Below are 12,735 nucleotides of genomic sequence, written 5' to 3'. Positions count from 1 at the left end.
CGAGTCGGGACAAGGCTAGGTTAAGCAACCTTTTTCTATATGATTGATCCCGTTTTTCTACATCTTGGACCAGTAACAATTTATTACCAGGGAATTCTTCTAGCTCTAGGGGTATTTTTGGGAGCTTTTCTTTTTTGGCAGCGGGCTAGGGAAGAGGGTTTTGATGAAGAGAAGATATTGGACCTTTCTTTAATTAGTCTTGTAGCTGGAATTTTTGGGGCAAGGTTGGTTTTTATTGCTATAAACTTTTCAGTTTTTAAGAGCAATTGGAGCGACGTTTTTCGTTCATTGGGCTCGGGGTTAAATTTTCTTGGTGGTTTTGCTTTTGGTGCCGGTTCTTTTTACCTTTTTGTTAGGCGTAAGGGGTGGTCTGTTCTAAAGCTAGCTGACTTAGCTGTTCCCCCTCTTTTATTGGGACAGGCTTTTGGGTCTGTTGGTGTTTTGGTATCTCGCTTAGTTGTTCCTCACATTTGGGTTGAAATTTTGGCGTATATAGTTCTTTTCGTGCTTGCTTTGGTTGTTGAGCGGCAGCGATTCTTTAACCTCTTTGGATCTGTTAGGGTAGGTGCATTAACTTCTTTTTATTTGGTGGGGTCGGGCTTAGTTAGTTTAGTTTTTGATTTTTATAGTTTATATTCAGGGGATAGCTTGTTTACTTTTCAAAAGGCAGCTTCTTCTGTTATGGTAGTGTGTGGTTTGTTGTTGGGTTACCGTGTGCTGAGTGGTAAGGATAAATTTGGGGAAGAGGAGAAGGTAAGTCTTGAGGATATATCTAATCAGCTGCGGGATTGGCTAAGAAGCGAGAAGGACGAGATTATGAAAGAAACAACCCAACTTAGGCAGGGTGATCAATTTTTTAGGGAAGGGAGAGAAGATGATAATGCTGAAAGTGGTGATGAGGCTGAGGAGCTTCTAAGTCATGAGTATGTAGAGGTAATGTCTGATTTTTTGCATCGATTTGGTAGCCAAATTGACAAGGCTTTAAGTAGGTTGCAAGGGGGAAATTACCACGAATGTGAGAGATGCGGCAAGACGATAGATCCTCAAAGACTTCGAGCTTATCCTGCAGCAACTATGTGCAAAGAATGTGCTGAAAAGGCGGACAAGTTTATTTCCTAGCTGATGCGATTTGTTTATAATGTTTGTTGTTTATGAAGACCCGTCTATTTTGTTGGTAAACAAGCCTTCGGGTTTGGTTGTTAATCGAAGTGATACTTGGGAAGGAGATACGCTGGAGGACCAGTTGCGTAAGTATTTTTCCCTTGCTGATAATGGTATTGGTGGGAGGGCGGGGATTGTGCACCGTTTGGACAAAGACACTTCAGGGTTGCTATTAATAGCAAAAAAAGAAAAGGCATTTGAGAAGTTGCTTAGTCAGTTTAAGAATAGGGAGGTGGAAAAAGGCTATTTTGCTTTGTCTTATGGTAAGGTTAAGCCTGAACGGGGTGTTATAGACGCACCTATTGATAGAAACCCGAAGCAGAGAAGGAAAATGGCAGTGGTAGAAGGGGGTAGGTCTGCAGTTACGGAGTTTGTTGTGCAAAAATATTTTGAAAAGGGTGGCAAGCACTTTACGCTTTTGGAGCTTTATCCAAAAACGGGTCGAACACATCAGTTGCGTGTACACCTTGCTGCTTTTAACCACGCTCTAGTTGGTGATCCCTTGTATAGTGGTGATAAGCGCTTTCGCCGTGACAAAGAGTGGTGTCCCCGTTTGTTTTTGCATGCCTTTTCCCTCCGTTTTCGGCATCCCGAAACAGGGGAATTTGAATATTTTGAAATAGGCTTACCGGAAGAACTTTTGGACGTTTTAGAGGGATTAGTAGTTTAATTTGTTGTAGTAAGCACTTTACCTGATTTTTAACCTGCCCATGTCTAGATCGCGCTCAAGAAAAAAAATTTGGGTTACAAGCCGAATTAAGAAGCAATTACGGGTAGTAGGTATGGCATTGGTTGTAGTGTTTGGTGCTGGTGTGGTTTATTCATTTTCTTACCTCTACCATGTTTTTAAACACCCGTTTGTCCGTGCTGGTGACAATATTGAGGTGGATTTTTCCTGGAGTAGTAATTCCCCAGCTAATTTTGCTTGGTTCGTGGCAAAAGACTCTTCCCATAATTCATTGGAGAAGGCGGCTGTGTTGCATGTTAATCCCCAACTTTCTCGAGTAGTTGTTATAAACTTACCTTCTCGGAGATTTTCTCTTTCACGTGGCGTTGCATTTTCTCTGACAGAAATTTCTCGTGAATTGAATATTCCTATTCAAGGTTACTTTTTAGTAGAGAAGGCGGCATTGGAGAAATTGGCTAATAGTTCTGGGGATTGTAATGACTGGTCGAGTTTTGATTGGACTACTGTGTTTAGAATGCCCCACTATTTAAGAAGTTTTAAAGGTTATTTTTGGAGTAATCTCTCCCTTCCTGAGTTTATGAAATTAGCAAAAGTGTTTCTAAGTACTAGGGAAGACCAGCGCTATGAGATATTTCCAAGTGGAGAAGATCTCAGCCCCGATTCCTTGGATGATTTATGTTCTGATAATAGGATAAAAAGCGAAAGGTTTAAGGTTTTGATATTAAACGGAACAAAGGTGAGCGGTTTGGCAGGGGATGCTGCCTCCTGGGCAGAAAATTTGGGCTGCTTTGTTTTGGATGTAGCTAACGCACCACGACAGAATTATGAAAATTCTGTTATTTTGGCGCGTAATTCAAGTTCTTATACTGTGCGAAGGCTTTCTAACGCTTTTGGAATTGATGATATTAGGGAACTAAGCGGTGACATAAATTGGGCACGTCGTGCTGATATTGTTGTAATATTAGGGCTTGACAAGGAATCCTTTTTTTGATAGGATTTCCCTAGTCTCTCTCCTTTCTTCACCCCCGGACCAGAATTTAGTCCGGGGGTAGATTTTTTTTTTCAAATGGCGAACCCGTAATTTTATAGTCCCTTCATATTTTCTTCTTATTTTTATTATTTATTATCTCGTATCTCTTATTTCCTATGTTCTATGTTTTTATGTTCCATGCTTTTAGCGCGTCTCTTCTGATGCTATTTGACTCTTTTCCCTGTAGACCATACAATAAAGGAGATGAGCGTGACACTGATTGTAGCTATAGCAGCTGTGGCCTTGGTTGGTGGTGCCTTGCTTGCTATAAGAAAAGCTAGACAAGGTATGAAAGAACCTATTTATAAAGGGAAGGTATTGGTGATAAAAGTTCCTAAAGAGAACGAGAAAGGAGCTCTTTCAGCCGAACAAATGTTTGCTTCCCTGCACGGATTGCTTCGTCTAACTCCTGGAATTCAAGAGCATATATCTTTTGAGATTGCAGCTAGTTCTGCCGGTATATATTTTTACACCTGGGTTCCGGAGCATCTGACAGATTTTGTTAAGAGCCAGATTTTTGCTCAATATCCAAATGCAGAAATTGAAGAAGCAGATGATTATACAGAAGAATTAGACGATTTGGGTAAGAGCCTAAGTGGGGCTAAGATAGAACTTGCTAAAAGTCATATTTTTTCCATCAAAACCTTTCCTGATTTTGATGTAGACCCCCTTGCAGCTATTACTGGTGCGCTTTCCGAGGTGGGTGAAGAAGATCAGGTGTGGATTCAGATTCTGCTCCGACCCATCCCAGACGTTTGGCAGCAGGAGGGTTATGATTATATAGATGCAGTTCGTTCTGGTGTGGGAGGACCTGCTCTTTCTTTGGGAGAAATTTCTGAAGGTGTAATGAATGGTGTAATTTCTATTTTAACTGATATACCCACTATGATTTTTTATCCAGGTAGAGAGGTGGAAGTGGAAGAAGGCGGTGGAGTACAGCTAACACCTTCTCAGCAAACAGAAATTCAGGCTGTGGAAGAGAAAATGAGCAGAGTTGGTTTTGAAACAGCCATACGCCTTATTGCTATTGGCAGTACCCCGGAAAAGTCAGAAAGCTTGCTGAGAAGTGCTTCAGCTTCTTTTAAGCAATTTAGTACTGCTAATCTTAATTCTTTTACTAGAAGTTCGGTTGGTGGTAATCCTGATGAATTTTTGGAAAACTACCGAACTCGGAAGTTTCCAGAAGATTGGGTTTATATTCTTAACACTGGAGAACTAGCATCTGTGTTCCACCTTCCAAATGTAAGTGTGGAAACGCCCTCACTTGCTTGGTCCCGCTACAAAAAGGGCGAGCCTCCGTTGGATTTACCAATTGCAGGAGAGGATGTAACTTATTTGGGGTTGACTACCTTTCGGGATAGAATGGTTAGGTTTGGGATTAAGCGAGAAGATCGGCCGCGGCACATTTATTCAATTGGAAAAACAGGTGTAGGTAAAACAACTCTGTTTGAGAATATGGCTATTCAAGATATGCGGGCGGGGGAAGGCGTAGCCTTTATTGATCCTCACGGCGAGTCAATTGATCGCCTTTTAGACTTTGTTCCTGAGGAGCGTATTGATGATGTGGTCCTTTTTAACCCCGCTGACAAGGAATTTCCCCTTGGGTTTAATATGCTTGAATTGCAGGATCCTGACCAAAAGAGTTTAATTGCTTCCGGATTAATTGATGTCTTTCGGAAACGGTTTTCCTTTTCTTGGGGTCCGCGGCTAGAACACATCTTGCGAAACTGTGTTCTTACTTTGTTGGAGGTTCCTAGGACTACTTTGTTAGGAGTTACCCGCTTGCTTCAAGATAAAAATTACCGGAATTATATTGTTTACAAAATAGACGATCCAATAGTAAAGAGGTTTTGGGAGGATGAGTTTAAGGGAATGCTTTCTAATAATCGTCTAGTTACAGAAGCAATTGCTCCTATTCAGAATCGCTTAGGGCAATTTCTTGCCTCTCCTACTATTAGGAATATTGTTGGTCAGCCTCATTCCAGTTTTGATTTAACTAAAATTATGAATGAGAGAAAGATATTTTTGGTTAATTTGTCAAAGGGTAAGTTGGGTGTAGACGACTCGGAAATTCTTGGTTCGATGTTAGTTTCGAGAATGCAATTTGAAGCTATGCGTAGGGTTAATATTCCGGAAGAGAGCCGACCCAATTTCTATTTATATGTTGATGAGTTCCAGAACTTTGCTTCTGGGTCTTTTGCTTCTATCTTATCTGAAGCCAGGAAATATCATCTTTGTTTGAATATAACTCACCAGTATGTTGCTCAGCTCCCTGAGGAGATGCAGGATGCTGTTTTTGGAAATGTGGGTACTATTATTTCGTTTGCACTTGGAGCTCCCGATGCAAAAGTTTTGGCGGAGGAATTTACCCCTGTTTTTACTGAAGAGGATTTGATTAGTTTGGAAAAATACCATGTTTATTTGGAATTGATGATTGATGGTATGACCTCCCCGCCTTTTTCAGCAGTGACCTTTCCCTTGAATGAGGAGTATAGAACTGGTAATAGGAATACTATAATAGAAAGAAGCCGCGAGAAATATGCTCGGGGGAAAAGCGCAGTTTCGGAAGCAATTGCAAAGTGGAATGGAACACAATTTGATTTAGGTATGGCTAAGGCAGAAGATGCTAGGCAGAGAGAAAAAGAAGAAGATTAGATAAGCTATTACAAAAATTTATTAGTTTTGCTAAGGAGGTAGGAAACAAAATGACTGAGAAAAAGGAGAGAAAAAAAATCCAAAATATACACCAAGCATTATCAGCAGCAGTTTCGAGTATTCATCTAGCTAAGCGGTTGCTAAATGAGCTGGAAGAGGCGAAAGAACGTGATCCTCGCGAACTTCCTGGTGTTTTTGGGACTTTTAATGGGCATGAAATGGTAACTGAGGAAGGTGAAAAATATCAGGTTCCTGAGAACTATGCTTCTAAATCAGAATTGGTTTATGGGGATCGGTTGAAGATGATTGATAAAGAGGGGCGGAACTTTTTTAAGCAGGTGGAAAGAGTAAAGCGGCGGGAAATAAGAGGTGTTTTGGCTAAGAAGGATGGTGCTTGGCATGTAGTCGATTCCCACGGCTCGTATAGACTTCTGCCGGCAGCTGTTAGTTACTATCAAGGGGAGGAGGGTGATGAGGCTGTGGCTTTAATTCCAGAGGAAAATGAGCGAGCTCCCTTTGCAGCTTTGAAAAATGTTTTAAAAAATGAAGAAGATAAGCAGCTTGGTGGGGAAGAGCAGAGTAGGGGAGAGGGGAAGAAAATGCAGGAGAAAAATGAGGAAGAAAAATGAGGAAGAAAAAAAAAGACGAAGTTGAGCTGAGATAAGAAATAAGAGTTAAGGAATAAAAGATAAGAGACTGGACCTGCCTGCCGGCCGGCAGGGACTCGTAACTCGTAACTGGAGAATCGGACCTGAGAGTCCTGCAAGGTTTAACCTGTTTAATCCTTGGAGGTCTCGATAACTAAATAACACTAAATAACAAATTACAAATAAAGAAAATTCGAAATACGAAGCTCCAAATAAATACGAAATACTAAATAATAAATAATGAATAGGGAATAGATTTTGAATTTTAAATGACGGGTAGAAGTCGCCTCTTCGGCGACCGTGATGTTACTGTACAGTGCCTTTTGCAGGGGATCCTTCAGTCGTCCCGATAAATCGGGACTCCTTCAGGATGACTGCCGAAAGCGGATCGAGGATTACTGATGACTACTGCCTACTACTAATTATGTCTGGACATTCTCATTGGCAAAATATAAAACATAGAAAGCAACGGAAGGATCGCCGGCGGGGTAAGCTGTTTTCAAAACTTGCAGATCAGATATCTACTGCAGTACGAGAGGGTGGTAAAGATATTGATTTTAATCCTGAGCTTCGATCTGCTATTGAAGAAGCAAAGGAGCATAACATGCCGAAAGAAAATATTGAGCGGGCAATAAAACGAGGAGCTGGAGAAGGCGATTATATACGCAAGAATCAGGTTCTTGAAGGTTATGGTCCAGGTGGTGTTGCTTTTCTTATTAAAATTGAGACCGATAACAAAAACCGTACCCTTTCGGAGATTAGGAAAATTTTTGAGAATTTTAATTGTTCTTTGGGTGAGGCTGGTTGTACTGCATATATTTTTAAAGAATCTGAACCACAGTTTAATATTGATGTAAACAAAGAAACAAAACATAGAGTACAAGAAATGCTCGATATCTTAGAACAGCATGAGGATGTAGAAAATGTATTTACCAATGCAAACTTTAATTAATAAGGCTTCTTCTTTTAAATTTTCTAAAAAGCAACTCTTTTTTTTATTTTCAGTTCTTGTTTCGTTGCTATTTTCTTTTGTTTATTTTTTTGAATTTCCCTATAATCTTGCTTCTATAGGGATTGCTACCCTTGCCTCTTTTTTGGGAATTAAATTTGTTTTAAAAACAGATTTTGATTTTTACTGGTTGGTTGTTTCTCTCTTTCCGACTTTCTTTGTTTTGAGTACAGGTCTTACCCAATATTATTTTCCGTATACAGTAACATGGTTTAAAATTGCGTTTGTGGTATTTTTTCTTTTTTTCTTTTATGCATTGATGCTTAGCTTAAACATTTTTAAGGTTGCAAGGAGTAGAGAAGAGGAAATCCCTCTTCTGCGCCCAGCCCGAACAACACTTTTTCTTGCAACTACGATTATATCTTTCTTCTCCTTTACGGTTTTTCTCAAGGGGTTGGAGATTTTAATCTTCCAACTTTTCTTTGTTATTCTTTTCTCATTTCTGTTTTCGTTCGCTCTTTTCTTTTTGATAAAAGGATTTGAAAGGAGAGTTCTTCTTGGCGCAGTGCTAATTGCTTTTCTTTGTCTTGAGATTTTTCTTAGTTTTGCATTTGTCCCCGTGGAGCAGTTTTTTCGAGGTTTGATTATTTCGGCTGCGTTCTATGTTGGAATTTCAATTGAAAGAGAGTATTTTGAGCACAAGCTCAACAGCCGCTTGATTGTTGAATATTTAGTTTTGCTTATATTATTAGGGGTTAGCATCTTTAAGTTTAGTGTTGGGTAGGTGAGAGAGTAGGGGACTTATCAGCGAGAAGCAGCAAGTGCTAATTATTATCCTATAACACGGTAGTTAGTACTTATCCTATAATAAAGGGCGCCTTAACTTAATTGTTGAAGTCTTTTCATCTTTCCAAATCCAATCCACCAGCTGGTGGAACAAAAAAAACAAAAAAAAATACCAAGCCTAAATTTTTTAAGTTTTATTTTGTATTTTTTTCTTATATTTTTTTTTGCTTAATTCCCCAAAAAGGTTTCCCTCTAAATTTATATCCGAACTTTTTCAGAAAACTGGAACTTCCCTATTTTGTTATTTTGTGGATAACCTATTATTATAGGGAATAATTGTTGAGCCGCTTAGAGCATTTCTAAGGCAATTTTTTTCTAAACATGATATAAGTATTGGCTAAAAAATTGTTTTTTTGTTCAATTTTTGCTTTTAATTTTTTTGCACTCCCCTTTGTAGTTTCTATCCCTTTTTTTGTAAAAAATTAAGCCGCAAAGTTTGCTGAGGGTAGGAGGTTTGATTTTTTTGTTTGGATGAGGATTTAGATTTGAAGGAGGCTTGAAGATGGGTGTTGGCTTGCTTGATTTTTGTTTAGAAATGGGTTAATCTAAGCCTATACGTCGTATAATCTACATTGAGCGACGTTTCTTATAAACACTGGGTTAGGATTTGGGACCCACTTTCCTAGTTTGGAATACACTAATAATAATGAGTGACAAAAAAGAAGCAAATCAAGTTGAAAACTTGGTTCATAATTTTTTACAGTACCTTAAACTGGAAAAAAATTATTCAGAAAAAACTTTAGAAAGTTATGGCCACTACCTTACCAGATTTTTAAATTGGACTAATGTTAAGAAAGTTTCTTCCATCTCCCCTACTCTAATTCGCGACTACCAAGTAAAGCTTTTTGACTTTAAAAATGAAAAAGGTCGTAAATTAAAGCCTAAGACTCGTAATTACCACTTAATTGCTCTTAGAAGCTTTCTCCGTTATCTTATTACTGAACGAGGGCTAGAGGTTATGCCTCCGGAGAAAATTTCGCTGGGAAAAACTGGTGAAAGAGAAATTGATTTTTTGCAATCGGAAGAGCTGCGAAAACTTTTTTTTGCTCCTAATTCTAAAACAAAGATTGGGAAAAGGGATCGGGCTATTTTGGAGCTTCTGTTTTCGACTGGTTTGCGGGTTAGCGAACTTGTTTCTCTTAATAGAGATAAGATAAATTTAGAAACCCGGGAATTTTCAGTAGTTGGAAAAGGTGGAAAAAGTAGGGTTGTGTTTGTAAGTGATCGCGCAGCGCGTGCTCTTTCTGAGTATTTAGAGACTCGAGAGGATGACTTAGATCCATTGTTTATTCGGTACCGCGGTCCAGCGCCAGATGAGGGCGAAGATGAGGACGAGGCATACCGCCTTTCTGCTCGTAGTGTGCAGCGCTTGGTAAAGAAATATGTACATAAATTAGGGTTAACTACTGAGGCTACACCACACACTTTACGCCATACTTTTGCAACAGATTTGCTCCGTGCAGGTGCAGATGTGCGAGAGGTGCAAGAGCTTTTGGGTCACAAAAACGTTTCCACCACTCAGATTTATACGCATGTTACTGACCAGAAATTAAAAGAAGTGCACGAGGAATATCATAGTGGAAATGAAGATGGGGACAGTTCTTGAAACTTAAAATAATCTAGCTTAGATTAGAATTAGTAATGTCAAAAACCCATCTAATAAGTGGTAGTTCTCACCCAGATTTGGCTAATAAAATCTCTTCTAATTTGGGAATTCCTCTTACTCCCACTCAGATTGAAAAATTTTCTGATGGAGAAACTTACGTACGGATAAAAGAGAAGGTTCGTGGTGATGATGTTTTTCTAATTCAGACATTAGGTAACCCCGTTAATGAAAACTTAATGGAGCTTTTAGTTACTATTGATGCTTTGAAAAGGGCTTCAGCGAGAAGAATTAATATCATTTGTCCATATTTAGCGTACTCTCGGCAAGACAGGAAGGTTATTTCTAGAGAACCAGTTACAGCCAAGTTGGTTGCTAATTTGATTAGTAAGGCAGGAGCAGATCGAGTAGTTACAGTGGATTTACATTCCGATCAGATTCAAGGATTTTACGATATTCCTTTTGACCATTTTGTAGGCTATCCGCAGTTTGCGAATTATTTAAAGGATGAGGATTATGAAGATATGGTAATTGCAGCTCCGGACACTGGCGCAATGAAAAGATGTCGGAAAATGGCAGGATTGTTGCTAGTTCCTTTGGTAGTTTTGGACAAGCGACGGGTGGGGCACAATCAATCGGAAGTGGTTCGAGTAATTGGAGATGTGGAAAATAAGCTAGTTGTTATTGTTGATGACATTATTGATACGGGAGGAACCATTACTAATGCTGCAAAAGTTTTAAAGCAAGCTGGGGCGAAGGATATAATTATTTGTGCTACACATGCTCTTTTATCTGGTTCAGCAGTAGGAAGGCTAGAGATCTCCCCTATTTCCAAAATTTTGCTTTTGGATACAGTTCCTCTCTCCGAGAAAAAAAACTAGAAAAAATGAAAATAATTTCCCTAGCTGATTTATTTTCCCTAGTAATTAAGAGGATCCACCAAGGCAAGTCTTTGGGGGCGCTGTTTACGTGGGAGAAAAAAGTAACTAAGCTTTAAGATTTATATCAGAGCGGTAATGGTAGCTAGGATTAAGATATGTAGTGTCTGATCCACTCCGGTCGAGACAATGCGGTGCAGCTCTGGTGTTGTGTTTTTCTCAGTTACTCCCTTTATTTTTTCCATAATCCAGGTTTCAAACGTTCTTTCATCAAGAATAAGGTGGCTTGTAAAAAGGAGCGCAAGCCAAAGAAGATTTATATTTAGATAGGTAAAAGCGGGAATAAATCCAAGGGTGTAAATTAAACTGTGGCGGAGCAAATATTTGGGTTGGGTGCTTTTCTTGGTTGCTTCTTTATGGCCTTGAAAAATTCAATCCATTACTAGGTGCGTGATTAAGAGTAATTCAAAAGTGGTAAGACTGCTCATAATTCTAATTTGAAAATTAACATAGTTATCCTACAATAACCAGCTCTTCTTCTGCTCTTGTTACTGCGGTGTAAAGCCAGCGGAACCAATCGTCGTCATCCATTTGGCGAAACCGCTCTTCGAAAAGCAGCACCTGCCTAGCCTGGCTTCCTTGTGCTTTATGCACAGTTAAAGCATACCCAAAATCAAACAAATCTCCCATTTCTTTGAAGGAAAGGTTAGGCAGTTCTTGAATTGTTTTTTCTTGATTAAACTGCTTTTTTAAAACCTTTCCCGTATACAGTTCCCCGTTGTCCATCTCAGCTTCTAAAAAGTACCACAAGGTTCTTCCCCTATCACCTCTCCAGGGTTCTATTTGTTGTATCTTTCCGCGCATTCCATTATAGATCCCCTTGCGGTGATTATTCCGCAAACAAATTATGCGGTCCCCACTTTGTGGTTCCCTGCTCTTTCGGTATTGCATTTCCCTAATTGCGTTGTTCAATTGTACACGCGTGCGGTTATAACCTACTAGTACAAGAAGTTCTTCATTATAATCGCTGAGAATCTCTTCCACTAATTCTCCCGTTTCCGGAGATTCTCGTCTTAACTTTTTAACTTTACCAAAATCGCCGTAAGGTATTTCTTTTCCTGACCTTACCTTTTCCGATAATTCAATTATAGGGTTCCCTCGAGCTTGGCGGTGAATTTTTTCTAATCTTAGGTTAGGATTTTCCATAAGATTAAACTCCCCGTGGACTGGGGGTAGTTGACCATGGTCACCTACAGCAAGAATAGGTTTTTCAAATCGTAGTAAATCGTGCCAAATTTTTCTATTTACCATGGAAGCCTCATCAACAATTATCAAGTCTGCTTTTAATTCATCTTTTGGATACCAGCCAAGGATGTGTCCCTTTTCATCCTTTTCTGGTTCATAGATTAGAGAATGAATAGTACCGGTGGTGTCACCTGGGAACTGTGCGTGGTGGTTTTTTAATATTTCTTCTAAAACACGAGCTGCCTTTCCCGTGTAGGAGCAGAAAGCAACTTTTACTTCGGGGAATTCTTGCTTTAGAGCTTGGCGGAAAAGTGCTGTCATGGTGGTTTTACCTGTACCAGCGTAACCACCAAAGGTTAAGAAGGGGTGTCTTTTCCCCACAAACCATTTCCAGATTTTTCTGAGGACTTTTCTTTGATCAGTGCTAAGTTCAATTTGCACAGGTTAAGTATAGCAAACGGGGTATTATTTTGAATGGTGGAAAAGCGTTACCAATTAAAAAAATGTGAAGCGCCTTTGTTGGGACCGCATTGGGACGGCGCGCTTCACGTTTGGGGCTAGCCATCTTTTCCTCCTGTTTGTGGAGCTCACGCATTTCCTTTTTGCACTTTTCATCTGTATACTTTCCCCTGTGTTTTGACGAAGCGGCGTTTTTCCTCTACCTTTTTGCGTAGGTTGCTCATCAGAGTGCCCGTCCCGTCCCTTTGTTCGGTTAAGAGGCTTACCGCCTCTGGGGGGATTTTTGCAAGGAAAGTCTCGAGAGCATTAATAAGCTCATCTTGACTTTTGTTTCCTTGCACATAAGCACGGGCTAAGGTGTTTAGTTCCCTTACGGGTTCCGGTGGTATTCTCAACATAACCTCGACGATTAGTTTGAGGTTTTCCCTTAACCTGTAGATTCCTTCTTCTGCTAGGTGCACGTCCAGCAACCTTTCAATTTCTTCGTTTACCGTCTCCTCGAATATGTGCCGTTCCTCAGACACTTGCCACCTCCTTTTTTGAAAGGAGGATAAGATGGATGCTTACGCCAATT

The 12,735-nt window shown here is 39.8% G+C and carries 11 protein-coding genes; 9 read left to right on the top strand and 2 right to left on the bottom strand.

Translation table 11 applies throughout. From position 1 onward, the window contains the following. Nucleotides 1-39: 39 nt before the first annotated feature. From U9M98_01670 to U9M98_01630, 9 genes are all read left to right on the top strand, one after another. Nucleotides 40-1,119, top strand: coding sequence for a prolipoprotein diacylglyceryl transferase family protein (locus U9M98_01670; protein MEA2020405.1), 1,080 nt, complete (start codon nucleotides 40-42; stop codon nucleotides 1,117-1,119). Nucleotides 1,120-1,138: 19 nt separating this feature from the next. After that, the gene (locus U9M98_01665; GenBank protein MEA2020404.1) at nucleotides 1,139-1,831 is read left to right on the top strand and encodes an RluA family pseudouridine synthase; all 693 of its coding nucleotides are present in this window, start codon (nucleotides 1,139-1,141) and stop codon (nucleotides 1,829-1,831) included. A 40-nt stretch (nucleotides 1,832-1,871) separates the two neighbouring features. After that, nucleotides 1,872-2,840, top strand: a complete 969-nt coding sequence (locus U9M98_01660) for a LytR C-terminal domain-containing protein (GenBank protein MEA2020403.1) — start codon at nucleotides 1,872-1,874, stop codon at nucleotides 2,838-2,840. Between the two features lie 243 nt (nucleotides 2,841-3,083). Then, nucleotides 3,084-5,534, top strand: coding sequence for a type IV secretion system DNA-binding domain-containing protein (locus tag U9M98_01655; protein MEA2020402.1), 2,451 nt, complete (start codon nucleotides 3,084-3,086; stop codon nucleotides 5,532-5,534). 50 nt (nucleotides 5,535-5,584) lie between these two features. Next, nucleotides 5,585-6,163, top strand: a complete 579-nt coding sequence (locus U9M98_01650) for a hypothetical protein (GenBank protein MEA2020401.1) — start codon at nucleotides 5,585-5,587, stop codon at nucleotides 6,161-6,163. 388 nt (nucleotides 6,164-6,551) lie between these two features. Further along, a complete protein-coding gene (locus tag U9M98_01645; protein ID MEA2020400.1) occupies nucleotides 6,552-7,133 on the top strand; it encodes a YebC/PmpR family DNA-binding transcriptional regulator in 582 nt (193 codons plus the stop codon). Further along, nucleotides 7,117-7,914 (top strand): hypothetical protein, encoded by a 798-nt coding sequence (locus tag U9M98_01640; protein MEA2020399.1) that lies wholly within the window; start codon nucleotides 7,117-7,119, stop codon nucleotides 7,912-7,914. The genes U9M98_01645 and U9M98_01640 overlap by 17 nt, the downstream gene beginning before the upstream one ends. A 708-nt stretch (nucleotides 7,915-8,622) precedes the next feature. Further along, nucleotides 8,623-9,582, top strand: a complete 960-nt coding sequence (gene xerA / locus U9M98_01635; protein ID MEA2020398.1) for a site-specific tyrosine recombinase/integron integrase — start codon at nucleotides 8,623-8,625, stop codon at nucleotides 9,580-9,582. Between the two features lie 77 nt (nucleotides 9,583-9,659). Continuing rightward, complete coding sequence (locus U9M98_01630) at nucleotides 9,660-10,460, top strand: ribose-phosphate diphosphokinase (protein ID MEA2020397.1); 801 nt, start codon at nucleotides 9,660-9,662, stop codon at nucleotides 10,458-10,460. A gap of 510 nt (nucleotides 10,461-10,970) precedes the next feature. Here the strand turns inward: U9M98_01630 and U9M98_01625 are convergent. Next, entirely contained in the window at nucleotides 10,971-12,143 is a 1,173-nt protein-coding gene (locus tag U9M98_01625) for an AAA family ATPase (GenBank protein MEA2020396.1), read from the bottom strand. A gap of 170 nt (nucleotides 12,144-12,313) precedes the next feature. Next, the gene (locus U9M98_01620) at nucleotides 12,314-12,685 is read right to left on the bottom strand and encodes a hypothetical protein (protein ID MEA2020395.1); all 372 of its coding nucleotides are present in this window, start codon (nucleotides 12,683-12,685) and stop codon (nucleotides 12,314-12,316) included. Nucleotides 12,686-12,735: the final 50 nt, after the last annotated feature.

This window comes from Patescibacteria group bacterium, assembly GCA_034659915.1.
Classification (GTDB): Bacteria; Patescibacteriota; WWE3; order JAUXAW01; family JAYEID01; genus JAYEID01.
This window is presented reverse-complemented; position numbering and strand designations above follow the sequence as displayed.